At 40.3% G+C, this 24529-nt stretch carries 21 protein-coding genes and 1 pseudogene; 20 read left to right on the top strand and 2 right to left on the bottom strand.

The window, feature by feature from the left end:
- Positions 1-35 precede the first annotated feature (35 nt).
- From N8L33_RS08020 to N8L33_RS10175, 18 genes and pseudogenes are all read left to right on the top strand, one after another.
- On the top strand, positions 36-533 hold the full coding sequence (locus N8L33_RS08020; RefSeq protein WP_261059539.1) for a GAF domain-containing protein: 498 nt from the start codon (positions 36-38) through the stop codon (positions 531-533).
- Positions 533-2191 carry a DNA polymerase III subunit gamma/tau gene (gene dnaX / locus N8L33_RS08025; protein WP_261059540.1) on the top strand — a complete coding sequence of 553 codons (1659 nt, stop codon included), beginning with the start codon at positions 533-535 and terminating at the stop codon, positions 2189-2191. Before N8L33_RS08020 ends, dnaX begins: the two co-directional genes overlap by 1 nt.
- 27 nt (positions 2192-2218) lie before the next feature.
- On the top strand, positions 2219-2413 hold the full coding sequence (locus N8L33_RS08030; RefSeq protein WP_261029326.1) for a DUF3272 domain-containing protein: 195 nt from the start codon (positions 2219-2221) through the stop codon (positions 2411-2413).
- A 150-nt stretch (positions 2414-2563) separates the two neighbouring features.
- Positions 2564-3334 (top strand): Fe-S cluster assembly ATPase SufC, encoded by a 771-nt coding sequence (gene sufC / locus N8L33_RS08035; protein ID WP_101785311.1) that lies wholly within the window; start codon positions 2564-2566, stop codon positions 3332-3334.
- 27 nt (positions 3335-3361) lie between these two features.
- Complete coding sequence (sufD, locus tag N8L33_RS08040; protein WP_101785065.1) at positions 3362-4624, top strand: Fe-S cluster assembly protein SufD; 1263 nt, start codon at positions 3362-3364, stop codon at positions 4622-4624.
- Positions 4625-4634: 10 nt separating this feature from the next.
- Entirely contained in the window at positions 4635-5861 is a 1227-nt protein-coding gene (locus N8L33_RS08045; RefSeq protein WP_261059541.1) for a cysteine desulfurase, read from the top strand.
- Positions 5848-6288 (top strand): Fe-S cluster assembly sulfur transfer protein SufU, encoded by a 441-nt coding sequence (gene sufU, locus N8L33_RS08050; RefSeq protein ID WP_060805701.1) that lies wholly within the window; start codon positions 5848-5850, stop codon positions 6286-6288. Before N8L33_RS08045 ends, sufU begins: the two co-directional genes overlap by 14 nt.
- 57 nt (positions 6289-6345) lie before the next feature.
- On the top strand, positions 6346-7758 hold the full coding sequence (gene sufB / locus N8L33_RS08055; protein WP_060805702.1) for a Fe-S cluster assembly protein SufB: 1413 nt from the start codon (positions 6346-6348) through the stop codon (positions 7756-7758).
- A gap of 298 nt (positions 7759-8056) precedes the next feature.
- A pseudogene (locus N8L33_RS08060) lies at positions 8057-8899 on the top strand (IS630 family transposase).
- A 110-nt stretch (positions 8900-9009) separates the two neighbouring features.
- On the top strand, positions 9010-9246 hold the full coding sequence (locus N8L33_RS08065) for a DUF2829 domain-containing protein (RefSeq protein WP_000141913.1): 237 nt from the start codon (positions 9010-9012) through the stop codon (positions 9244-9246).
- Entirely contained in the window at positions 9239-9937 is a 699-nt protein-coding gene (locus N8L33_RS08070) for a 3-oxoacyl-ACP reductase (protein WP_261059543.1), read from the top strand. Before N8L33_RS08065 ends, N8L33_RS08070 begins: the two co-directional genes overlap by 8 nt.
- A 10-nt stretch (positions 9938-9947) precedes the next feature.
- Positions 9948-10466 (top strand): NUDIX hydrolase, encoded by a 519-nt coding sequence (locus N8L33_RS08075; RefSeq protein WP_261059544.1) that lies wholly within the window; start codon positions 9948-9950, stop codon positions 10464-10466.
- On the top strand, positions 10426-11274 hold the full coding sequence (locus N8L33_RS08080) for a putative PEP-binding protein (protein ID WP_261059545.1): 849 nt from the start codon (positions 10426-10428) through the stop codon (positions 11272-11274). The genes N8L33_RS08075 and N8L33_RS08080 overlap by 41 nt, the downstream gene beginning before the upstream one ends.
- Positions 11271-11711 (top strand): ASCH domain-containing protein, encoded by a 441-nt coding sequence (locus N8L33_RS08085; protein ID WP_261059546.1) that lies wholly within the window; start codon positions 11271-11273, stop codon positions 11709-11711. Before N8L33_RS08080 ends, N8L33_RS08085 begins: the two co-directional genes overlap by 4 nt.
- Positions 11712-11832: 121 nt before the next feature.
- On the top strand, positions 11833-14379 hold the full coding sequence (locus N8L33_RS08090) for a M1 family metallopeptidase (protein WP_261059547.1): 2547 nt from the start codon (positions 11833-11835) through the stop codon (positions 14377-14379).
- Positions 14380-14638: 259 nt separating this feature from the next.
- On the top strand, positions 14639-15313 hold the full coding sequence (gene ciaR, locus N8L33_RS08095; protein WP_000590639.1) for a two-component system response regulator CiaR: 675 nt from the start codon (positions 14639-14641) through the stop codon (positions 15311-15313).
- Complete coding sequence (gene ciaH / locus N8L33_RS08100; protein ID WP_261059548.1) at positions 15303-16637, top strand: two-component system sensor histidine kinase CiaH; 1335 nt, start codon at positions 15303-15305, stop codon at positions 16635-16637. The genes ciaR and ciaH overlap by 11 nt, the downstream gene beginning before the upstream one ends.
- 257 nt (positions 16638-16894) lie before the next feature.
- Positions 16895-20407, top strand: a complete 3513-nt coding sequence (locus tag N8L33_RS10175) for a pneumococcal-type histidine triad protein (RefSeq protein WP_314725989.1) — start codon at positions 16895-16897, stop codon at positions 20405-20407.
- Positions 20408-20798: 391 nt separating this feature from the next.
- Here the strand turns inward: N8L33_RS10175 and N8L33_RS08115 are convergent, their stop codons facing one another.
- Together N8L33_RS08115 and N8L33_RS08120 are read right to left on the bottom strand one after the other, a co-directional pair.
- On the bottom strand, positions 20799-22358 hold the full coding sequence (locus N8L33_RS08115; protein WP_261059549.1) for an ATP-binding cassette domain-containing protein: 1560 nt from the start codon (positions 22356-22358) through the stop codon (positions 20799-20801).
- 391 nt (positions 22359-22749) lie between these two features.
- Positions 22750-23049: a helicase BlpT gene (locus N8L33_RS08120; protein WP_224218265.1), complete on the bottom strand. Its 300-nt coding sequence runs from the start codon at positions 23047-23049 to the stop codon at positions 22750-22752.
- Between the two features lie 170 nt (positions 23050-23219).
- Between N8L33_RS08120 and N8L33_RS08125 the strand changes: the two genes are divergently transcribed.
- Positions 23220-23762: a YceD family protein gene (locus N8L33_RS08125; protein ID WP_000773212.1), complete on the top strand. Its 543-nt coding sequence runs from the start codon at positions 23220-23222 to the stop codon at positions 23760-23762.
- On the top strand, positions 23762-24391 hold the full coding sequence (gene nth / locus N8L33_RS08130) for an endonuclease III (protein WP_000244443.1): 630 nt from the start codon (positions 23762-23764) through the stop codon (positions 24389-24391). The genes N8L33_RS08125 and nth overlap by 1 nt, the downstream gene beginning before the upstream one ends.
- The last annotated feature ends 138 nt before the right edge of the window (positions 24392-24529 follow it).

A 24529-nucleotide genomic window follows, 5' to 3' on the forward strand; every position in this document is an offset into this window, starting at 1 on the left:
TTTTGTCTGTAAGTCTTTTTTGATATAATAGTTCTATGTTAGAATCAGAAAAACAATCACGTTATCAAATGTTAAATGAAGAGCTCTCTTTTTTATTGGAAGGCGAAACCAATGTTTTGGCTAATCTTTCCAACGCCAGTGCTCTTCTAAAATCACGCTTTCCTAATACCGTATTTGCAGGCTTTTATCTGTTCGATGGAAAGGAATTGGTTTTGGGTCCTTTCCAAGGAGGTGTTTCCTGCATCCGTATTGCACTGGGCAAGGGTGTCTGTGGGGAGGCAGCTCATTTTCAGGAAACTGTTCTGGTTGGTGATGTAACAACTTATCCCAACTATATTTCTTGTGATAGTCGAGCTAAAAGTGAAATTGTTGTTCCGATGATAAAGAATGGTCAATTACTTGGAGTTCTGGATCTGGATTCTTCAGAGATTGATGATTATGATGCTATGGATAGAGATTATTTGGAACAATTTGTCGCTATTTTGCTTGAAAAGACAGAATGGGACTTTACAATGTTTGGGGAGAAAGCCTAATGTATCAAGCACTTTATCGAAAATATAGAAGTCAAAACTTCTCCCAGTTGGTTGGTCAAGAGGTTGTGGCTAAGACTCTTAAACAAGCAGTGGAGCAAGAGAAAATAAGTCATGCTTATCTTTTTTCTGGTCCTCGTGGAACGGGAAAAACCAGTGTAGCCAAGATTTTTGCCAAAGCTATGAACTGTCCAAATCAAGTGGGTGGTGAACCTTGTAATAACTGCTATATTTGTCAAGCAGTGACAGATGGTAGTTTAGAAGATGTCATTGAAATGGATGCTGCCTCAAATAACGGGGTGGATGAAATCCGTGAAATTCGTGATAAATCTACCTATGCGCCTAGCCTTGCACGTTATAAGGTTTATATCATAGATGAGGTTCACATGCTGTCTACAGGAGCTTTTAATGCCCTTCTAAAGACGCTGGAAGAGCCAACACAGAATGTGGTCTTTATTTTGGCCACTACTGAATTGCACAAGATTCCTGCGACTATTCTATCCCGTGTGCAGCGTTTTGAATTTAAATCGATTAAGACACAAGATATTAAGGAGCATATCCACTATATCTTAGAAAAGGAAAATATTAGCTCTGAACCAGAGGCTGTGGAAATCATTGCTAGACGGGCTGAAGGTGGAATGCGGGACGCCTTGTCTATTTTGGATCAAGCCCTGAGTTTGACACAGGGAAATGAGCTGACGACTGCCATCTCTGAAGAAATTACTGGCACCATTAGTCTATCAGCCTTGGATAATTATGTGTTTGCCTTATCTCAACAGGATGTTCCCAAGGCTTTGTCTTGCTTGAATCTTCTTTTTGACAATGGCAAGAGCATGACTCGTTTTGTGACTGACCTTTTGCACTATTTAAGAGATTTGTTAATTGTTCAAACAGGGGGAGAAAACACTCATCATAGTCCAGTCTTTGTAGAGAATTTGGCACTTCCTCAGGAAAATTTGTTTGAAATGATTCGCTTAGCGACAGTTAGTTTAGCAGATATTAAGTCTAGTTTGCAACCCAAGATTTATGCTGAGATGATGACTATTCGTTTGGCGGAGGTTAAGCCTGAACCAGCTTTTTCTGGTGCAGTTGAACATGAAATTGATTCGCTGAGACAGGAAGTTGCGCGTCTTAAGCAAGAACTCGCAAATGTAGGAACTATACCCAAGCCACCTAGTCCAGCACCTAGTCGCCCAGCAGCGGGCAAGACAGTCTATCGTGTGGATCGCAATAAAGTTCAATCTATCTTACAAGAGGCCGTCGAAAATCCTGATTTAGCACGTCAAAATCTGATTCGTTTACAGAATGCCTGGGGAGAGGTGATTGAAAGTCTTGGAGGTCCTGATAAGGCTCTGCTAGTTGGATCTCAACCAGTTGCGGCCAATGAACACCACGCTATTCTTGCTTTTGAGTCTAACTTCAATGCTGGTCAAACCATGAAACGAGACAATCTCAACACCATGTTTGGCAATATCCTCAGTCAGGCAGCAGGTTTTTCACCTGAGATTTTAGCCATTTCCATGGAGGAATGGAAAGAAGTTCGCGCAGCCTTTTCAGCCCAAGCCAAATCTACTCAAACTGAAAAAGAAGTAGAAGAAGAAAGTCTGATTCCAGAAGGATTTGAATTTTTGGCTGATAAAGTGAAGGTAGAGGAAGACTAAAGAAAGATTTCATGATACAATAAGCTTATGAATAGACAACAATTTATTATCATCGCGCTGTTTACAGCTGCTGAGACCTATTTTTTCAATGAAGCCTGGATGACTGGTCGCTATATTATGGCAGCCTTTTGGGCCATTTTGCTCTTTAGAAATTTCCGAGTTAGTTACTTGATGGGTAAAATAGTAGATGTCATTGACCATCATTTAAAAGGAAAAGACTAGTCCTCAGCTTCTAGACAAAATCAAAGCCTTTTAGGCTTTTTTTTGTTATACTATAAAAGTATATTTATTGACCTTTTACCGTATTTTCTAGGGAAATCAAGTATGTTTCCAGTAAGAACTGTAAAGGTCTTGAAAAAGAAAGGAACTATCATGTCAGTATTAGAGATCAAAGATCTTCACGTTGAGATTGAAGGAAAAGAAATTTTAAAAGGGGTTAACCTGACCCTGAAAACAGGAGAAATCGCCGCTATCATGGGACCAAATGGTACAGGTAAATCGACTCTTTCTGCAGCTATCATGGGAAATCCAAACTATGAAGTTACCAAAGGTGAAGTCTTGTTTGATGGCGTAAACATCCTTGAGTTGGAAGTTGACGAGCGTGCGCGTATGGGACTTTTCCTTGCTATGCAATACCCATCAGAAATTCCTGGAATTACCAATGCTGAGTTTCTTCGTGCAGCTATGAATGCTGGTAAAGAAGACGATGAGAAGATTTCAGTTCGTGAGTTTATCACTAAACTAGACGAGAAGATGGAATTGCTCAACATGAAAGAAGAAATGGCTGAGCGTTACCTCAACGAAGGTTTCTCTGGTGGTGAGAAAAAACGTAATGAAATTCTTCAACTTTTGATGTTGGAACCAATTTTTGCCCTTTTGGATGAGATTGACTCTGGTCTTGATATTGATGCCCTTAAAGTTGTGTCTAAAGGTGTGAATGCTATGCGTGGTGAAGGCTTTGGTGCTATGATTATCACTCACTACCAACGTCTTTTGAACTACATCACACCTGATGTGGTACACGTCATGATGGAGGGGCGTGTTGTCCTTTCTGGTGGTCCAGAATTGGCTGCGCGTTTGGAACGTGAAGGATACGCAAAACTAGCTGAAGAACTTGGCTACGACTACAAGGAAGAATTGTAATTCCCTCGTATCTTTTAGGAGAAGTAAATGACTAAAGAAACTATTAAACTTTTTTCAGAAATGCACGCTGAACCAAGATGGTTGGCTGATCTCCGTCAAAAAGCTTTTGACAAGATTGAGACTTTGGAATTACCAGTTATTGAGCGTGTCAAATTCCACCGTTGGAATCTGGGTGATGGAACGATTACAGAAAGTGAGCCATCAGCAAATGTTCCAGATTTCACAGCTCTAGATAATCACTTGAAGTTGGTGCAAGTAGGAACTCAAACTGTTTTTGAGCAAACTCCAGTTGAGTTAGCTGAACAGGGTGTCGTCTTTACAGACTTCCACTCAGCTTTAGAAGAAATTCCAGAGCTGATCGAAGAATTCTTCATGTCATCTGTTAAGTATGACGATGACAAGTTGGCAGCCTACCATACAGCTTATTTCAATAGTGGTGCTGTTCTCTATATTCCTGATAACGTGGAAATTGCTGAACCAATCGAAGGAATTTTCTATCAAGACAGCGATAGCGACGTGCCGTTTAACAAGCATATTATGATTATCGCTGGTAAAAACTCTAAGATTAGTTATCTGGAACGTTTAGAGTCACGCGGTGAAGGAAGTGTTAAAGCAACTGCAAACATTACTGTTGAAGTAATTGCACGTTCTGGTGCTCAAGTGAAGTTTGCCGCCATTGACCGTCTAGGTGAAAATGTTACTGCCTACATTAGCCGTCGAGGTAAATTAGGCAACGATGCAAGTATTGACTGGGCAATCGGTGTCATGAACGAAGGGAATGTCGTTGCGGATTTTGATAGTGACTTGATTGGAAATGGTAGCCATGCAGATCTCAAGGTCGTAGCTCTTTCAAGTGGCCGTCAGGTGCAAGGAATTGACACTCGCGTAACAAACTATGGTTGTAATTCAATCGGAAATATCCTACAACATGGGGTTATTCTTGAAAAAGCAACCTTGACCTTCAATGGTATCGGCCACATCATCAAGGGTGCTAAGGGAGCGGATGCGCAACAAGAGAGTCGTGTTCTTATGCTTTCAGACCAAGCGCGTTCAGATGCCAATCCAATTCTTTTGATTGACGAAAATGATGTTACTGCAGGTCACGCAGCTTCTATCGGTCAGGTGGATCCAGAAGACATGTACTACCTCATGAGCCGTGGTTTAGATAAGGCAACTGCAGAACGCTTGGTTGTTCGTGGTTTCCTTGGATCTGTTATCGTTGAGATTCCAGTCAAGGAAGTTCGTGATGAAATGATCGCAACTATCGAAGAAAAATTGTCAAAACGCTAAGGGGTAGCCTATGTTAGATGTAGAAGTGATTCGCAAGGATTTTCCAATTTTAGACCAGATTGTTAATGATGAACCATTGGTTTATCTGGATAATGCCGCGACGACACAAAAACCACTAGCAGTTCTGGAGACGATTAACCGCTACTATGAGAACGACAATGCCAATGTTCATCGTGGCGTTCATACCTTGGCGGAGCGGGCGACTGCTTCCTATGAAACTGCTCGTGAAACCATTCGTAAGTTTATCAATGCAGGGTCTACAAAGGAAGTTCTCTTTACTAGAGGAACGACGACCAGTCTTAATTGGGTAGCGCGCTTTGCTGAGGAAGTCTTGACTGAGGGAGACCAGGTCTTGATTTCCGTCATGGAACACCATTCTAATATCATTCCTTGGCAGGAAGCCTGCCGCAAGACTGGAGCAGAGCTTGTTTATGTCTATCTCAAGGACGGATCTCTGGATATGGATGATTTGCGAGTTAAATTGACTGATAGAGTCAAGTTTGTCTCCATAGCTCACGCCTCAAATGTTCTTGGTGTCGTCAATCCAATTAAGGAAATTACTCAAATGGCCCACCAAGTTGGTGCCATCATGGTGGTGGATGGTGCTCAGTCTACTCCTCATATGAAGATTGATGTTCAGGACTTGGATGTGGACTTCTTTGCCTTTTCAGGTCACAAGATGGCTGGTCCGACTGGTATCGGTGTTCTTTACGGTAAAGAAAAGTATCTGGAACAAATGTCTCCAGTAGAATTTGGCGGTGAGATGATTGATTTCGTCTATGAGCAATCTGCTAGTTGGAAGGAATTGCCTTGGAAATTTGAAGCTGGAACACCCAATATGGCAGGTGCAATCGGACTGGCAGCAGCAGTAGATTATCTAGAAAAGATTGGTATGGATGCCATTGAAGCCCATGAACAAGGATTGATCGCATACGTCTATCCAAAACTGCAGGCGATTGAAGGACTGACCATTTATGGTTCACAGGACTTGGCTCAACGTTCAGGTGTGATTGCCTTTAACCTAGGTGATCTTCATCCGCACGACCTTGCGACTGCTTTGGATTATGAAGGAGTAGCTGTTCGAGCAGGTCACCATTGCGCTCAACCCTTGCTCCAGTATTTGGATGTTCCAGCAACAGCTCGTGCAAGTTTTTATATCTACAATACCAAGGCAGATTGCGACAAGCTAGTCGATGCCTTACAAAAGACAAAGGAGTTTTTCAATGGCACTTTCTAAACTAGATAGCCTTTATATGGCAGTGGTAGCGGATCATTCGAAAAATCCACATCACCAAGGGAAGTTAGAAGATGCTGAGCAAATCAGTCTCAACAATCCGACCTGTGGAGATGTTATCAATCTCTCCGTCAAGTTTGATGCAGATGACCGCTTGGAAGATATCGCTTTTCTAAACTCAGGTTGTACCATCTCGACTGCCTCTGCGAGCATGATGACAGATGCCGTTTTGGGTAAGACCAAGCAAGAAATCTTAGAACTTGCGACTATTTTTTCTGAAATGGTTCAAGGGCAAAAAGATGAGCGTCAAGACCAACTAGGTGATGCTGCTTTCTTGTCAGGTGTTGCCAAATTCCCTCAACGAATCAAGTGTGCAACTCTAGCTTGGAATGCCCTGAAGAAAACAATTGAAAATCAAGAAAACAAGTAAGGCAAGTTTCTTTTGTCTTATGAATCAGTAGAAATGAAGAATGAAAGAAAGGATATTATGGCTGAAGAAAGAGTAGAACCAAAACCAATTGACCTTGGTGAATATAAATTTGGTTTCCATGATGATGTAGAGCCTGTCCTATCGACAGGAAAAGGATTGAATGAAGATGTCATTCGTGAACTATCAGCTGCTAAGGGAGAACCTGAGTGGATGTTAGAATTCCGTTTGAAGTCTTATGAAACCTTCAAAAAAATGCCTATGCAAACTTGGGGAGCAGACTTGTCAGAGATTGATTTTGATGACTTGATCTACTACCAAAAACCATCTGATAAACCAGCTCGTTCATGGGATGAGGTTCCTGAAAAGATTAAAGAAACCTTTGAACGTATCGGGATTCCGGAAGCTGAGCGTGCCTATCTAGCAGGTGCCTCTGCCCAGTATGAGTCAGAAGTGGTTTACCACAATATGAAGGAAGAGTTCCAAAAATTGGGAATTATCTTTACAGATACGGATTCTGCCCTCAAGGAATACCCAGACTTGTTTAAACAATACTTTGCTAAGTTGGTACCGCCAACAGATAACAAATTGGCTGCCCTCAACTCAGCAGTATGGTCTGGTGGAACCTTTATCTATGTACCAAAAGGTGTGAAAGTGGATATTCCACTTCAAACTTACTTCCGTATCAACAACGAAAATACTGGTCAGTTTGAACGTACCTTGATTATCGTTGATGAGGGAGCAAGTGTCCACTACGTTGAAGGATGTACAGCACCAACTTATTCAAGTAACAGCTTGCATGCAGCCATTGTAGAAATCTTTGCCTTGGACGGAGCTTACATGCGTTATACGACTATCCAAAACTGGTCTGATAACGTTTATAACTTGGTAACAAAACGTGCCAAAGCCTTGAAAGATGCGACAGTTGAGTGGATTGATGGAAACTTGGGTGCCAAGACAACTATGAAATACCCATCTGTTTACCTAGATGGAGCAGGGGCGCGTGGAACCATGCTTTCGATCGCCTTTGCTAATGCAGGGCAACACCAGGATACTGGTGCTAAGATGATCCACAATGCTCCACATACCAGCTCGTCTATCGTGTCTAAATCTATCGCTAAAGGCGGAGGGAAGGTTGACTACCGTGGACAAGTAACCTTTAACAAAAACTCTAAGAAATCTGTCTCTCACATCGAGTGTGATACCATTATTATGGATGACTTGTCAGCATCAGATACTATTCCATTTAATGAAATTCACAACTCGCAAGTAGCTTTGGAACACGAAGCCAAGGTTTCTAAGATTTCAGAGGAACAACTCTATTACCTCATGAGCCGTGGATTGTCAGAATCAGAAGCGACAGAAATGATTGTTATGGGATTTGTGGAGCCCTTCACAAAAGAACTTCCAATGGAATATGCAGTTGAGCTTAACCGCTTGATTAGCTATGAAATGGAAGGATCAGTCGGATAAAATTTGATTTTAGATTTACTAAAAATCAAGGACTTTGAAGATGAACTTGTAACAAAAAGAGACTGAGAAAAAAATATTTTAAGAACAGAAAACGCATGATATCAGGAGCCAAAAACTTGATATTATGCGTTTTATTGTGGGAAGATTTATTATATTCTCTCATGAAATAGAGTTTTTTTCTAAGCGCTTTTGATTTTTGATATAGTTTTGTGAGGACGAAGTAAGACAATATATAAAATAGTCAGTTCAAGCCACGATATAGTTGCTTAGTTTAAAATAAGCTTCTTATAATAAAGCTATGGCATATAGTAGAGATTTTAAACAAGAGCATTAGATTACATCAAAGAAGGACACAGCCATGTCGAGGCATCTAAAGTTTTTGATGTTGGCGGCAGAACTCTCTTCACGTGGGAAAAGAAAGACGTGAACAAGGACACTTAGAGAGGAAAAAGCGAGTCGTCAAAAAGCGTAAGATCCCTTTAGAAGAATTGAAAGCCTTTGTAGAGGCTCATCCAGATGCTTTTTTACAGGAAATTGGGCACATTTTGATTATGCTGTCCCTTCAGTATGGGCAGCTTTAAAGCAGATTCATGTCACTTTAAAAAAAGACGACTAGCTTTAAGGAACAAGATCCAGAGAAAGTCGCTGAGTTTCTTGATATTTTGAATAGCCTAAAAGATTTACCAGTCCTATATATTGACGAAACAGGAATCGACCGCTACCTCTATCGTCCTTATGCACGGGCTCCTATAGAGGAGAAAGTCTATGAAAAGATTAGCGAACGGCGTTTTGAGCGGACTTCGATTGTTGCAGGACAAGTAGATGGAGAGTTTATAGCTCCCATGATTTACAAGGAAAGTATGACGATCGATTTCTTTGTGGAGTGGTTCAAAATGCGACTCCTGCCTGCTTTGAAGACACCTCATGTCATTGTTATGGACAACGCTAGTTTTCATCCCAAGAACATTTTGGATGAAAACTGCATTCAAGATAAACACTTTTTCTTACCTTTACCGCCTTATTCACCAGATTTGAATTCTATTGAGTAAGCTTGGGCTATCTTGAAAAGAAAGTGACGGATTTATTAAGGGAAGTTCCAAATATTTTCGAATGTTTGGAACGCTTTTTTAAAACTAAATGACTATAATTATAAAATGCTTATTGATTTTGATTTAAAATGAGTCAAAAAGTCGTTGCAAAGCGGTTTTTTGTTATAATTAAATGAAGAATGTAGAATTAAAGGAGAAAACCATGACATTTGAAGAAATCTTGCCTGGGTTAAAGGCTAAGAAAAAATATGTACGCACTGGTTGGGGAGGGGCTGAAAATTATGTCCAACTTTTTGACACTATCGAGCAAAACGGGGTTGCGCTTGAAGTGACACCCTATTTTCTAATCAACGTGTCTGGAGAAGGAGAAGGTTTTTCTATGTGGAGCCCAACACCTTGTGATGTTTTGGCAACAGATTGGGTAGAAGTGCATGACTAGACGTGTACTCATTACAGGGGTGAGCTCAGGTATCGGATTAGCTCAAGCTTGCCTCTTTTTAGAGAATGGCTATCAAGTTTATGGAGTTGACCAAGGTGAAAATCCACTTTTACAGGGTGATTTCCACTTTTTACAGAGAGATTTGACCTTGGACTTGGAGCCTATTTTTGACTGGTGTCCTCAGGTTGATGTTTTGTGCAATACTGCTGGCGTTTTGGATGATTACAAACCACTTTTGGAACAAACGGCGCAGGAAATTCAAGAGATTTTTGAAATCAACTATGTGACTCCTGTTGAGTTGACTCGTTATTATTTGACACAAATGCTGGAGAATAAAAAAGGAATTATTATCAATATGTGCTCCATAGCTTCGAGCCTAGCTGGTGGCGGTGGACACGCCTATACTTCTTCGAAGCACGCCTTGGCTGGATTTACCAAGCAGTTGGCTTTAGACTATGCAGAAGCTGGAATTCAGGTCTTTGGGATTGCTCCAGGAGCAGTCAAGACGGGTATGACCGCTGCTGACTTTGAACCAGGTGGGTTGGCTGACTGGGTAGCTAGTGAAACGCCGATCAAACGCTGGATTGAGCCAGAGGAAGTAGCAGAAATTAGCCTTTTCTTAGCAAGTGGAACAGCAAGCGCCATGCAAGGGCAAATCTTGACAATAGATGGTGGCTGGAGCTTAAAGTAGGAGTAGTTGGATGGAAATCAAAAAACACTTTGGAGTTTATGGTGTTTGCTATAAATATGGTTACCTTCTTTGTATTCAAAAAACAGCAGGTCCCTACAAAAATAGGTTAGACCTTCCTGGTGGCAGTCAGCAACTTGGTGAAGGACTGACGGAAACGCTGATTAGAGAAGGTTTGGAAGAGACAGGATTTATTGTTAGAAGCTATTCCAATCCTCGAATCTACGATGTTTTCGTCAGGGAAGAGTTAACAAATTTTATGTTTCACCATATCATGGTCTTGTATGATGTTGAGATAAACGAGAAGGCATCTCAAGTGAATATTTCTGAAACTGTCTCTGATGGTGTGAATGATTCTCTTGGATATGTTTGGATGGCTATTCAAAAAATCACAGAAGAAAATGCATCGCCATTAGTCTTGAAGGTTAAGTCTGAATTATTAGGATTTCCAGAATTGGACAAGACCTTGTATATGAATTGGAAGGTGAATGATGAGAAACCAACTAGCTCTGAGTGGCGAAAAAATTCTTGAAAAAATTTATCCTCAGTTATTGCACCACGTAGGTATGATTAGAGGCGAATACTTGTTGAGGGAGCTCAATCAAAACATCCTGTTACCAAGTTGTCAGCAATTTGTAAAAGATTATCTAGAGACTATTTGCTCCTTGTACTCAGATGAAGAAGTCTGGTATCGTTTTTCTGAATTAACGAATACAGAAGCTAATTGTTTAGAGGGAACTAAACAGCATTTTGACGAACGTCATCCTTTGTTTGGATATAGAGGAACTAGGCGTTTACTGGCGTGTCCGGATGAATTTCAGGCTGAGGCAAATGTCGTTACAGAAGTTTATCAAACCAATCCCAATCTGTCTGTTATCTTTCCTTTTGTGAATGATGCTGAGCAGTTAGAGCAAGCTATTAGAGTGTTACGTCAGCATGGTGTTACTGGAAAAGTCGCCACAATGATTGAATTACCGTCAGCGTATTTTGACTTGGATAGAATACTGGAAACAGGTATTTCAAAGATTGTAGTTGGAATGAATGATTTGACTTCTTTTATTTTTGCGACTGTGAGAAATAGTCAATGGCATGATATGGAAAGTCCAATTATGTTAGATATGCTGAGACAGATGCAGGATAAAGCAAGGATGAAAAAGATTGACTTTGCTGTGGCAGGTTATTTGAATGCTTCCTTCATACAAAAAATGAATCTGATGGGGATCAAGTGTATTATCCACTATAGTTCTATTCCAGAGATTTTTGATTTAGAGATTGACCATCCAGACCACCTCAAACGTGTAAAAGAAGTGAGTACAAAATTACAAAGGAGCAACCCATGACACCGCAAGAAATGTGGAATGCATATAAGAAAATCAACTCCTCAATTGGAGATGAGATAGATGCCTGGGCTTTTGGAGTGGAAGCAGATCTCTTGGCAGATTTGGTACTGAGAGGCGAAAAGACAGCAACGGCTTCAGCCTACGACCTCTACGCCCTAGAAGACGAACCTCTTCCACAAAAAGGGACCTTCGATGTCATTTTAGATAGTCAAAATCAGGCTGTCTGCATTGTCGAAATTACCAAGGTTTCCGTTCAGCCTTTTCATCAAGTTTCTGTTGACCATGCTTACAAGGAAGGTGAGGGGGATAAATCTTTAGCCTATTGGCGCCAGGTTCATGAGGACTTTTTCACCGAGTGGATGAGGGAGGCGGGACTGACTTTTACACCTGACAGCAAGGTCGTTTTGGAAGAATTTCGCAAGGTCTACCCACTGTAGACTATTAGAAGGAAGAAAGTTTTGGAAATCGCCGTCCAATCCTTTTTTCTTAGGCAAAACATGATATAATAAGTTTGTTTGAAGAAGAGCCCTAGCTCTTAAACTTAGATAGGAGAAAACTATGCAAGCAGTTGAACATTTTATTAAGCAATTTGTTCCTGAACATTATGATTTATTTTTAGACTTGAGTCGTGAGACCAAGACGTTTTCTGGGAAGGTGACAATTACTGGTCAAGCACAGAGTGACCGTATTTCCCTTCATCAAAAAGATTTGGAAATCGTTTCTGTAGAAGCTGCAGGTCAAGCTCGTCCATTTACAGTTGACCATGAAAATGAAGCTCTTCATATCGAATTGGCTGAGGCTGGTCAAGTTGAATTGGTTCTTGCTTTTTCAGGTAAAATTACAGACAACATGACAGGGATTTACCCTTCATACTACACAGTTGATGGAGTCAAGAAGGAAGTCTTGTCTACTCAATTCGAGAGCCATTTCGCACGCGAAGCCTTCCCATGTGTGGATGAGCCAGAAGCCAAGGCAACCTTTGATCTCTCTCTACGTTTTGACCAAGCAGAAGGTGAATTGGCCTTGTCAAACATGCCAGAAATTGAAGTTGAAAAACGCAAGGAAACAGGTATCTGGAAGTTTGAGACAACACCTCGCATGTCATCTTACTTGTTAGCTTTTGTCGCTGGTGATTTGCAAGGTGTGACGGCTAAAACTAAAAACGGTACCCTCGTAGGTGTTTATTCAACCAAAGCCCACCCACTATCTAATCTTGACTTCTCACTAGATATCGCTGTTCGCTCTATCGAGTTTTACGAAGATTACTATGGAGTTAAGTACCCAATTCCTCAATCTCTTCATATCGCCCTTCCTGACTTCTCAGCTGGAGCTATGGAAAACTGGGGTCTTGTGACCTACCGTGAAGTTTACTTGGTTGTCGATGAAAACTCTACATTTGCTAGCCGTCAACAAGTTGCCCTTGTTGTGGCCCATGAATTGGCTCACCAATGGTTTGGGAACCTCGTTACTATGAAATGGTGGGATGACCTTTGGCTCAATGAAAGTTTTGCCAACATGATGGAGTATGTCTGTGTGGATGCCATTGAGCCAAGCTGGAATATCTTTGAAGATTTCCAAACAGGTGGAGTGCCTCACGCTCTTGAACGCGATGCGACTGATGGTGTTCAATCTGTCCACGTCGAAGTTAAACATCCAGATGAAATCAATACGCTCTTTGACGGAGCTATCGTCTATGCCAAAGGAAGTCGCCTCATGCACATGCTTCGTCGTTGGCTGGGAGATGCTGATTTTGCTAAAGGTTTGCACGCTTACTTTGAAAAACACCAGTACAGCAATACAATTGGTCGTGACCTTTGGGATGCTCTTGGTCAAGCATCTGACCGTGATGTTTCAGCCTTCATGGATTCTTGGTTGGAACAGCCTGGTTACCCAGTTCTTACTGTCAAAGTTGAAAATGATGTTTTGAAGATTTCACAAAAACAATTCTTCATCGGTGAGCACGAGGACAAGAACCGTCTCTGGGTTGTACCACTCAACAGCAACTGGAAAGGCTTGCCAGATACACTTGAAACTGAAAGTATTGAAATCCCTGGCTACGCAGCTCTTCTTGCTGAAAATGAAGGAGCTCTTCGCCTCAACACAGAAAATACAGCCCACTACATTACAGACTATCAAGGAGACTTGCTAGATGCTATTCTTGCTGACCTAGTTGAGCTTGATAACACAAGTAAATTGCAGATTGTTCAAGAACGTCGTCTGCTTGCTGAAGCAGGGCACATTTCTTATGCTGACTTGCTTCCAGTCCTTGATAAACTTGCTAAAGAAGAATCTTACCTTGTCGTTTCAGCTGTTTCTGAAGTAATTTCTGCTCTTGAGCGCTTTATCGATGAAGGAACAGAAGCTGAAAGAGCCTTCAAAGCCTTGGTTGCTAAATTGGCTCGTCACAACTATGACCGTCTTGGTTTTGAAGCTAAAGACGGAGAATCAGATGAGGATGAATTGGTTCGTCAGTTGGCCATGTCTATGATGATTCGCTCAAATGATGCAGAAGCTAGTCAAGTCGCTAGCCAAATCTTCGCGGCTCACAAGGAGCATCTTGCAGGACTCCCAGCAGCTATTCGCTCACAAGTCCTTATCAATGAGATGAAACATCATGAGACCAAAGACTTGTTAGCACTTTATCTTGATACTTATACGCACGCAACAGATGCTGTCTTTAAACGTCAGTTGGCAGCCGCTCTTGCCTATAGTAAAGATGCGGACAATATCCAAACCTTAATTGCATCTTGGAAGGACAAATTTGTGGTCAAACCACAAGACCTGTCTGCTTGGTACTTCCAGTTCTTAAACCATCAAGCAACTCAGGAAACAGCATGGTCTTGGGCTCGTGAAAACTGGGCTTGGATTAAGGCGGCTCTTGGAGGAGATATGAGCTTTGATAGCTTTGTTATCCTTCCTGCTCATGTATTTAAGACTCAGCAACGCTTGGCGGAATACAAGGAATTCTTTGAGCCACAACTTTCTGATCTTGCTCTTAGCCGTAATATCGGCATGGGAATCAAGGAAATTGCAGCGCGTGTTGACTTGATTAACCGTGAAAAAGCTGCAGTGGAAGCAGTTGTTCTTCAATACGGAAATGCATAAATAAGCCTAAAATAAAAAGAAAACTCAGCTATCTCATGTAATACTCTTCGAAAATCTCTTCAAACCACGTCAGCGTCGCCTTACCGTATATATGTTACTGACTTCGTCAGTTCTATCTACAACCTCAAAGCAGTGCTTTGAGCAACCTGCGGCTAGCTTCCTAGTTTGCTCTTTGATTTTCATTGAGTATAAAATGCAGAGAGTTGAGTTTTTTTTAAGGCAAATTTGGTATAATGGTCTTAATAAGGAGGAGTTTCTCATGATAAAAATCTTATTAGTTGAGGATGACCTAGGCCTGTCAAATTCAGTATTTGACTTTTTAGACGATTTTGCGGATGTCATGCAGGTATTTGATGGAGAAGAAGGTCTCTACGAAGCTGAGAGTGGTGTCTATGATTTGATTTTGCTTGATTTGATGTTGCCAGAAAAAAATGGTTTCCAAGTCTTGAAAGAATTGCGTGAAAAGGGAATTACGACCCCGGTTCTGATCATGACTGCCAAGGAAAGTTTGGATGACAAGGGACATGGATTTGAATTGGGAGCAGATGATTATCTGACTAAACCTTTTTACCTAGAAGAACTCAAAATGCGGATTCAAGCTCTTCTCAAACGTTCAGGTAAGTTTAATGAAAACACCTTGACTTATGGAAATATTGTAGTTAATTTGTCAACAAATACCGTTAAGGTTGAAGATACTCCTGTCGAATTGCTGGGGAAAGAATTTGATTTACTAGTTTATTTCCTTCAAAATCAAAATGTTATTTTGCCGAAGACTCAGATTTTTGATCGTCTATGGGGATTTGATAGTGATACAACGATTTCGGTTGTTGAAGTCTATGTTTCAAAAGTCCGTAAGAAATTAAAAGGAACCACTTTTGCAGAGAATTTGCAAACCTTGCGCAGTGTTGGGTATATTTTAAAAGATGTTCAGTAAACTAAAAAAAACATGGTATGCAGATGACTTTAGTTACTTTATCCGCAACTTTGGTGTATTCACTCTGATTTTCTCTACCATGACCTTGATTATTTTGCAGGTCATGCATTCGAGTCTCTATACTTCGGTGGACGATACGCTTCATGGACTGAGTAACAATCCTCAGGCAGTTATTCAGCTTGCGGTAAATAGGGCAACAGAAGAGATTAAAGATTTAGAGAATGCCGCTACAAATACTAGCAAGACTGAGATAAAACCCAATGTCAGTTCCAATACAGAAGTCATTCTCTTTGATAAGAATTTTACCCAGCTCCTTTCTGGAAATCGATTTTTGGGCTTGGATAAGATTAAGTTAGAGAAGAAAGAACTAGGCCATATCTATCAGATTCAGGTTTTTAATAGCTATGGACAGGAAGAAATCTATCGCATGATTTTGATGGAAACCAATATCAGTTCGGTTTCAACCAATATTAAGTATGCGGCTGTCTTGATTAATACCAGTCAGTTGGAGCAAGCCAGTCAAAAGCACGAGCAATTGATTGTGGTCGTGATGGCTAGTTTCTGGATTTTGTCTTTGCTTGCCAGTCTCTATCTAGCTAGAGTCAGTGTTCGTCCTCTGCTTGAGAGCATGCAGAAGCAGCAGTCCTTTGTGGAAAATGCCAGTCATGAGTTACGAACTCCACTCGCAGTTTTGCAAAATCGCTTAGAGACCCTTTTTCGTAAGCCAGAAGCAACCATTATGGATGTGAGCGAAAGCATTGCCTCTAGTTTGGAAGAAGTCCGAAATATGCGTTTTTTGACGACAAACTTGCTGAACTTAGCTCGTAGAGATGATGGGATTAAACCGGAACTTGCAGAAGTTCCAACCAGTTTTTTCAATACGACTTTCACAAACTATGAGATGATTGCTTCGGAAAATGACCGTGTCTTCCGTTTTGAAAATCGCATCCATCGAACGATTGTCACAGACCAGCTTCTCTTGAAGCAGTTGATGACTATCCTATTTGATAATGCTGTCAAGTATACTGAAGAGGATGGTGAAATTGATTTTCTTATCTCGGCGACCGATCGCAATCTGTATTTACTGGTTTCTGATAATGGAGTCGGTATTTCGACAGAAGATAAAAAGAAAATTTTTGACCGTTTTTATCGAGTAGACAAGGCTAGAACCCGTCAAAAAGGTGGTTTTGGTTTAGGATTATCCCTAGCTAAGCAAATTGTAGATGCCCTAAAAGGAACCATTACTGTTAAAGATAATAAACCAAAGGGAACAATCTTTGAAGTGAAGATTGCCATCCATACACCATCTAAAAAGAAAAAATAAAAATATCGCTCCAGATGGGGCGATATTTTGGATTACATGACTTTCAGTCCGTTTCGCTAAGTCAGGTGTGAGACAGGCAAACCACCCGTTTTAGGGAGGGTCATGATTAAAATAATATAAAAATCTTGACAGATAAACTTAAAAAATGTAAACTATTTACTGGTTAATTAATTGGTTAAATAACCAATTTAGAAAACTATTTAATCAAGTAAAGGAAGTTAAGAAAAAGCTTCATCATTTATTGAAATGAGGGATTTATGAAATTCAGTAAAAAGTATATAGCAGCCGGATCAGCTGTTATCGTATCCTTGAGTCTTTGTGCCTATGCACTGAACCAGCATCGATCGCAGGAAAATAAGGACAATAATCGGGTCTCTTATGTGGATGGTAGTCAGTCAAGTCAGAAAACTGAAAACCTGACACCAGATCAGGTTAACCAAAAAGAAGGGATTCAGGCTGAGCAAATTGTCATCAAGATTTCAGATCAGGGTTATATTACATCACATGGTGATCACTATCATTACTATAATGGGAAAGTTCCTTATGATGCCCTCTTTAGTGAAGAACTTTTGATGAAGGACCCAAACTATCAACTTAAGGATGGAGATATTGTCAATGAGGTCAAGGGTGGCTATATCATCAAGGTCGATGGAAAATATTATGTCTATTTGAAAGATGCAGCTCATGCTGATAATGTTCGAACCAAAGATGAAATCAACCGTCAAAAACAAGAACATGTCAAAGATAAGGAGAAGGTCAGCTCTGATGTTGCTGTAGCAAGGTCTCAGGGACGCTATACAACAGATGATGGTTATGTCTTTAATCCAGCTGACATTATTGAAGATACTGGTGATGCTTATATCGTTCCTCATGGAGGTCACTATCACTACATTCCAAAAAGTGATTTATCTGCTAGTGAATTAGCAGCCGCTAAAGCTCATCTGGCTGGTAAAAATACGCAACCGAGCCAGTTAAGCTATTCTTCAACAGCTAGTGATAATACTAATCAAGCTATAGGAAAAGAACCAACTAGCAAGACAGAAAGCAAAGTTGACAATCTCCAAAGTCTATTGAAAGAACTCTATGATTTACCTAGCGACCAACGTTACAGTGAATCAGATGGCTTAGTCTTTGACCCTGCTAAGATTATCAGTCGTACACCAAATGGAGTTGCGATTCCGCATGGCGACCATTATCATTTTATTCCTTACAGCAAGCTCTCTGCTTTAGAAGAAAAGATTGCTAGAATGGTGCCTATCGGTGGAACTGGTTCTACAGTTTCTACAAATGAAAAACCTAATAAAGTAGCGTCTAGTCTAGGAAGTCTTTCAAGCAATCCTTCTTCTTCAACGACAAGTAAGGAACTCTCTTCAGCATCTGATGGTTATATTTTTAATCCAAAAGATATCGTTGAAGAAACGGCTACAGCTTATATTGTAAGACATGGTGATCATTTCCATTACATCCTTAAGGCGAATCAAATTGGTCAACCGATTCTTCCGAGCAACGGTCTAGCAACACCTTCGCCATCACTTCCAATCAATCCAGGAACGTCACATGAGGAACATGAAGAAGATGGTCACGGCTTTGACGCTAATCGTATTATTGCTGAAGATGAGCAAGGTTTTATCATGAGTCATGGTGATCACAATCATTACTTCTTCAAGAAGGATTTGACAGCAGAGCAAATTAAGGCTGCGCAAGACCACTTGAAAGGGGTAAATACAACAACACCAGCACATGATGACGATCACGACGAAGATCATCATGGACACCATCATGATGAAGGCCATGATCATGGCTTTGATGCCGATCGTGTTATCAGTGAGGATGAGCAAGGTTTTGTCATGAGTCACGGAGACCACAATCATTATTTCTTCAAGAAGGACTTGACAGCGGAGCAAATTAAGGCAGCTCAGGATCATTTGAAAACACATCATGATGCAGAGCCTGTAAAACCTCTTGCTAAAACGGTAGAGTCTTTCTCAAGAGATGCTAGTGATGAAGAAAAAATTGCTTATATTTCTAAAACATACGGAGTTCCACTTGAAGCTATTAGGATTTCAAACGGATTCTTTGTCTTTGGAAATCCAGACCAAGCCTACGATCCAACTCATATCCATCCCTATGCTGTACGTAAGGAACACGTTCGGATTCCTCTTCAAACTGGAAATCCAGAACTTGATTTCCTAAATGAACTTTATACGACTGCCTTACGTGATGGTGTATCTCCTTATAGTTTGCAGGTAGAAAATGGTAGTTTTGTGATCCCTCATGGTGACCACAATCACTACATCAAGGTTCAAACCAAGGGCTATGAAGTAGCGTTGAAAAACAAGATTCCAGCTCTTCAATCTAACTACCAACCTGGAGCTTTTGATGAAAAGGCAGTCTTGGCAAAAGTAGATCAACTTCTAGCTGAAAGCAGAAACATCTATAAAGACAAGCCTATCGAACAAAGACAGATTGAGTTAGCTTTAGGTCAGTTTACTGAAAACATGAAGAAACTGGCAACTAACTCTACAGCAGGTTATCTTGCAACACTTGATCTCTTTGATAAGCAATATATCCATATTGATGAAAGTGTTAAACCTGTTGCAACAAGTGCTCTAGATAAGAAATATCAGGCCTTGATTGATAAAATCAACACACTGGATACAGACTCTTATGGACTTCCTAAGAAAGACCTACTCGTTCGACTCCAAGAAGCTAAGTTGGCTAAAGATGAGGCTGGTTTAGCAGCGGTTGAATCACAACTTCAAGCTTTGCAAGACTTTAATGACCGAACAGGGGTTACAACTGTTGAGTACATTAAGTATTTCTACGAACATGTCAATGACGGTCGTTTGAGTGATGAACTTCGAAACAAAGTAGCTCAGTTGACTTGGACCTTGTATCAATCTCAATCCTTCCTTAAGGCAGCAGAATTGAACAAATTATTCCCAAGCATCTATCAAGCAAAACAAGAAGTGGAAGAAGCTTTGAAAGCTCAACCAACTACTGCAAAATCAAGTCAAACAGTTCTAGATACTGAAAAAGTAGATAATCAAAGTGCCAAGACAGCTATTTATGGCTTCTTGAAAGAATTGTACGGAGACTTTATGCCTGAAGAGCATGTCAATCATGTCAGCAAGGAACAAGTAGAAAGTCTTTTGAGCAAGGCAACTCAACTCTTAGATCAAATCCAAGAAGAAGGCATCAGACAATCCTTGGCAGAAGAAGTAGAAAATCTCAAAGCTGCTACAAATAAGGCTGATGCAGACTTGGATGAAGTAAACAGTCAGGTGAAAGATGTCTTGACTCGTATTGCCAGCGCCCTTCAACAAGAGAAGGAAAATGCTGAGCAAGATCCTCAGACACTTGTTCTCTATCAAAAACTTTACGATATCCTCATGTCACTTCACGCATATTTAGAAAACAATAAGGGCTCTGATGCAGACTTTGATAAGGTAGATACTTTACTAGATCAACTTTCTGCTAAGAGTAAAGATAAGGCTGCTTTACTTGAATTGACAAAAGCTATTCTGGTCTTGAATCAAGAAATCAAGTCAAAATCAAGTGCGAGTGAAGAAGCAACTCCAGCAACAAATGGTGATAAGACCAGTGCTGAGAACCAATCAAACACAGCTGCGGAATCTAACAGTGAAACTGCAAACGACGAAAACAAACCAAGCAACACAACAGATTCTAAACCTGCTGAATCAGCTTCAGAAAAGGGAACAACAGAATCTACAACAAGCACTGGAAATCAAGAAAAACCAGTAGAGTAAAAAAGTTGGTAGTCGGAGATCTAGGAGATTTTCCCATTCAAGGCTGTTTCCTATTTCTCATTGTAATTATAAACCATGGCAACATAAGAAAACGAGCATTTCCAACTGAGGAGGTGCTCGTTTTTTGATAGTTAGAAGTAGTTTTTATCCGTCTATTTAGAGTTGATTACAAATGATCTTGAAAGAAATGATTGACTTGAATGTGGATATAAGATTTATTCACTGATTATAATGTTTAAATAGCGCTCCAAAGCAAAGAATTATCCTCATGAGTATGAATATTATAAAATTTGTCCCAAACTTAATCTATAGTAATCAATTTATAAAAAATAAACATTGTGGTCGTATTTTAAAGATTGTTTTTCCAACAATTCTTTAGGTTTCTTTTTGTTTATAAATCTTCTAAATTAACGACCTCCAAACCATGTTCTGTCAAGCGATAGATGGTCGTACAGACCTCTTTTAAGAAACGACGGTCATGCGAAACAGTGATGATACCGCCTGTATAGGTTGTAAAGAGTTTTCTGATTTCTGGTTGAGAAGTGGGAGAAAAGTTTCGTGTAGGCTCATCTAAGAGGAGAAAGTTTGGTTTGCACAAGACTAAATCCAAAAGCAGGAGTTTACCCTGTTGTCCGCCAGATAAGGAGCGAATTTGATACTGCATTTCTGGATAACTGAAATTGAGACTAGCTAAGTGAGATTGGATTTTCTGCAGTTCCTCTTTTTCACCAGTTTTGCTGAGATAGGCTATTGGTGATAAATCCAATTGCAGTTTTTTGTGGTAATCTTGTGGCATAAAACCAAGCGAAATCTCTCTTTTATCATTAAGAAGTTGCTGTAACTTGGCTAACAGAGTTGATTTCCCAATACCATTTGGGCCGATGATACCGATTTTTTCTTGGCCACGGACAGTTAGTTGTAGTCCCTGAGACAAAATTCGCTCGTCGATGGACAAATTTTCTTTTTCCAGTTGGATTAAGACTTTAGAAGATGGTAATGGTTGGATGTCTGAAAAGAAAAGTTGGATTTGTTCCTCTTCAAGTGGCATTTGAGTCATGGACTGAGCTTCCTTTTCAAAGCGTTTTTCTTGAGAGAGAACAGTTTTCATCTTTTTAGCCAATAGGCGACCGGCAGTACTGTCTTTAGTTGCTCGAAGTGCAGTTTCTACATTTTGCTTAACTCGGCGATGTTTTTCCATGGTTTTGTCATAGGCTCTCTGGTCGTTAGCAGCTTGCTGACTTTGTCTGGCAAAATTAGCCTTTCTCTGCTCACTATAGCTATCATAGTCTAAATGCTCGACTAGCGTTTCCGCTTCTTTCCGATGCTTGACCAGTCGCAAGTGGACAATAGTATCAGCCGTTTGAGAAAGAAAGTCTTCATCATGGGAAATGAAAATAACAGTTTGCCTAATCTTTCGAATCTGACTTTTTAGCCAATAAACCGTCTCAAGGTCTAGGTCATTTGAAGGTTCATCTAAAAATAGGATTTCAAAGGGTTTAGCTAACTCATGGATGAGCTGAATTTTCAAAGCTTCGCCCCCTGATAGACTTCCAATCTTTTGGTCGCTAGCAAATCGATTGCTATCAAAATGCAATTCCTCAGCCAAACGATAGAGGACACTGTAATCTAAATCAATAGTATCTAAAAAGAAGTAGTCGTGTAAAGTTTTCTTTTTCAGGTCCTCGGGGAGTTTTTGAGGAATGTAGGCTATTGATTGATAATCAGATTGAATGTCTCCCCTGATAGTGAAATCAGGCAAAGCTTCCCCCATTAAAGTTTTAAGCAAGGTTGATTTGCCATTTCCTTCCTCTCCAATAATAGCTACCTTTTCCTCATCTTGGATGGTCATGCTTAGATCAGAGACAAGGTCTCGTAAATCTTTGTTTTGTGTGATGGTTAGGTGATTGATTTTTATCATATGATTGCCCTTTCTAGAATGTCCATAGTGCATAACAAAAAGCTCTACTTTATCTAGTAGAGCCAAAGTTTATGTCAAAAAAACTCTATTAATACTCTTAGAAAATCTCTTCAAACCACGTCAGCGTCGCCTTACCGTAGATATATGTAACTGACTTCGTCAGTCTTATCTACAACCTCAAAGCAGTGCTTTGAGCAACCTGCGGCTAGCTTCCTAGTTTGCTTTTTGATTTTCATTGAGTATAAAATGCCAGAAGAAAGAGCATAAAAGAGCTCACAAAAAGAGACAAAAACAAGATCTACTAAATAAAGGTTCTTTATTTGATAGACTTAGTTGTTCATGTCTCCATTACCTCCGAGTATTAGTATCTTTATACTATACCTTTAAGGAAATTTTGTCAACAGAAAACTGGAAATTCTATGCTCTAAAATCCATAGAGAGTTAGTACGTGTTTGACATGCTCGTAATGGAACTTGTCATAGTTGCGCCAAGCGGTACGTGCTTGATCGTTTAGTTTTAGGCTACCTAATCCAATCAGAAGACTGGTGCGTTGGTAAAATTTCTCAAGGTCGATTAAGATACTGTTGTTCAACTTTTCCGCTTTTTTGAGCTCTTGCAGAGTAGTATTTAGCAGCTCTTGCAGTCGAATATCATCTGCCGTACCTTGTTTACAGTTTTGGTAGCTTTTATTTAACTCGGATAGGAGTTGGGTTGCATTTGTAATGAGTTCTTTGGGGCATCATCCTTGCTATCATGTATTCTTGCCTATAGTATAGCACCAAAAAATATAGTGATAAATATATTAAAAAATCGAATGTTAATTACAAAGTTTGGTGGGCTGATTTGTAGCCTTTTCATGGTATAATCAAGAGAGTAAATCTTTATGGAGGAAGTATGAAATTAAATATTCAAGAAATTCGTAAGCAGTCTGAAGGCTTGCATTTTGAACAAACCTTAGACCTAGCCGCAGACCTGCGTGCACGTAATCAAGAAATTTTAGATGTAAAAGATATCCTTGCAGTTGGGAAAGTACAGTACGAAGACCGTATGTATTTCTTAGATTATCAGTTGTCTTACACCATTGTCCTTGCTTCAAGTCGTAGTATGGAGCCAGTTGAGCTAGTTGAATCTTATCCAGTCACAGAAGTTTTTATGGAAGGCGCAACCAACCAGCTAGATCAAGAAGTTCTAGATGATGACTTGGTCTTGCCTATCGAAAATGGAGAACTTGACCTTGCTGAGAGCGTATCAGACAATATCCTGCTTAATATCCCTATCAAGGTCTTGACAGCTGAAGAAGAGGCTGGTCAAGGTTTTGTGTCAGGAAATGACTGGCAAATCATGACAGAGGAAGAATACCAAGCTCAACAAGCAGTCAAGAAAGAAGAAAACAGTCCTTTTGCAGGTTTACAAGGACTATTTGACGGAGACGAATAATGGTCTTGTCAAAGAAACGCGCACGAAAGGTGCTAGAAGAAATCATTGCTCTGTTTCCAGATGCCAAGCCCAGTCTTGATTTTACCAATCATTTTGAACTCTTAGTCGCGGTCATGTTGTCAGCTCAGACGACAGATGCAGCAGTAAATAAGGCCACACCAGGTCTCTTTGCTGCCTTTCCAACGCCACAAGCCATGTCTGTAGCGACAGAAAGTGAGATTGCTTCACACATTTCTCGCCTGGGACTGTATCGAAACAAGGCTAAATTTCTAAAAAAATGTGCTCAACAACTACTAGACGATTTTGATGGTCAAGTACCTCAGACACGTGAAGAATTAGAAAGTTTAGCAGGTGTTGGTCGCAAGACCGCCAACGTAGTTATGAGTGTTGGCTTTGGAATCCCAGCCTTTGCAGTGGATACTCATGTGGAGCGTATTTGCAAACACCATGATATCGTCAAAAAATCAGCGACACCTCTTGAGGTGGAAAAGCGAGTCATGGATATCTTGCCACCAGAGCAGTGGTTAGCTGCTCATCAGGCCATGATTTATTTTGGTAGAGCCATTTGCCATCCTAAAAATCCAGAGTGTGACCAGTACCCACAATTATATGATTTTAGCAATTTGTAAGATGGAACATCGAAAGTTTTTGCTTGATTTTAACCATGCTTTGTGCTATAGTAATTGATAACTAAATATTCCTTTAAACCTGTCCCGTGAGGCAGGCAAGGAGAACGATTAAGTAGTAGGGTGAAGTCTATACTGTTT

The organism is Streptococcus mitis (assembly GCF_946188695.1).
Lineage (GTDB): Bacteria > Bacillota > Bacilli > Lactobacillales > Streptococcaceae > Streptococcus > Streptococcus mitis_DF.

Excerpts from the sequence above, each read along its gene's own strand:
- N8L33_RS08020 (WP_261059539.1), top strand. The coding sequence starts at position 36 with ATGTTAGAATCAGAAAAACAATCACGTTATCAAATGTTAAATGAAGAG.
- dnaX (WP_261059540.1), top strand. The coding sequence starts at position 533 with ATGTATCAAGCACTTTATCGAAAATATAGAAGTCAAAACTTCTCCCAG.
- N8L33_RS08030 (WP_261029326.1), top strand. The coding sequence starts at position 2,219 with ATGAATAGACAACAATTTATTATCATCGCGCTGTTTACAGCTGCTGAG.
- sufC (WP_101785311.1), top strand. The coding sequence starts at position 2,564 with ATGTCAGTATTAGAGATCAAAGATCTTCACGTTGAGATTGAAGGAAAA.
- sufD (WP_101785065.1), top strand. The coding sequence starts at position 3,362 with ATGACTAAAGAAACTATTAAACTTTTTTCAGAAATGCACGCTGAACCA.
- N8L33_RS08045 (WP_261059541.1), top strand. The coding sequence starts at position 4,635 with ATGTTAGATGTAGAAGTGATTCGCAAGGATTTTCCAATTTTAGACCAG.
- sufU (WP_060805701.1), top strand. The coding sequence starts at position 5,848 with ATGGCACTTTCTAAACTAGATAGCCTTTATATGGCAGTGGTAGCGGAT.
- sufB (WP_060805702.1), top strand. The coding sequence starts at position 6,346 with ATGGCTGAAGAAAGAGTAGAACCAAAACCAATTGACCTTGGTGAATAT.
- N8L33_RS08065 (WP_000141913.1), top strand. The coding sequence starts at position 9,010 with ATGACATTTGAAGAAATCTTGCCTGGGTTAAAGGCTAAGAAAAAATAT.
- N8L33_RS08070 (WP_261059543.1), top strand. The coding sequence starts at position 9,239 with ATGACTAGACGTGTACTCATTACAGGGGTGAGCTCAGGTATCGGATTA.
- N8L33_RS08075 (WP_261059544.1), top strand. The coding sequence starts at position 9,948 with ATGGAAATCAAAAAACACTTTGGAGTTTATGGTGTTTGCTATAAATAT.
- N8L33_RS08080 (WP_261059545.1), top strand. The coding sequence starts at position 10,426 with ATGAGAAACCAACTAGCTCTGAGTGGCGAAAAAATTCTTGAAAAAATT.
- N8L33_RS08085 (WP_261059546.1), top strand. The coding sequence starts at position 11,271 with ATGACACCGCAAGAAATGTGGAATGCATATAAGAAAATCAACTCCTCA.
- N8L33_RS08090 (WP_261059547.1), top strand. The coding sequence starts at position 11,833 with ATGCAAGCAGTTGAACATTTTATTAAGCAATTTGTTCCTGAACATTAT.
- ciaR (WP_000590639.1), top strand. The coding sequence starts at position 14,639 with ATGATAAAAATCTTATTAGTTGAGGATGACCTAGGCCTGTCAAATTCA.
- ciaH (WP_261059548.1), top strand. The coding sequence starts at position 15,303 with ATGTTCAGTAAACTAAAAAAAACATGGTATGCAGATGACTTTAGTTAC.
- N8L33_RS10175 (WP_314725989.1), top strand. The coding sequence starts at position 16,895 with ATGAAATTCAGTAAAAAGTATATAGCAGCCGGATCAGCTGTTATCGTA.
- N8L33_RS08115 (WP_261059549.1), bottom strand. The coding sequence starts at position 22,358 with ATGCACTATGGACATTCTAGAAAGGGCAATCATATGATAAAAATCAAT.
- N8L33_RS08125 (WP_000773212.1), top strand. The coding sequence starts at position 23,220 with ATGAAATTAAATATTCAAGAAATTCGTAAGCAGTCTGAAGGCTTGCAT.
- nth (WP_000244443.1), top strand. The coding sequence starts at position 23,762 with ATGGTCTTGTCAAAGAAACGCGCACGAAAGGTGCTAGAAGAAATCATT.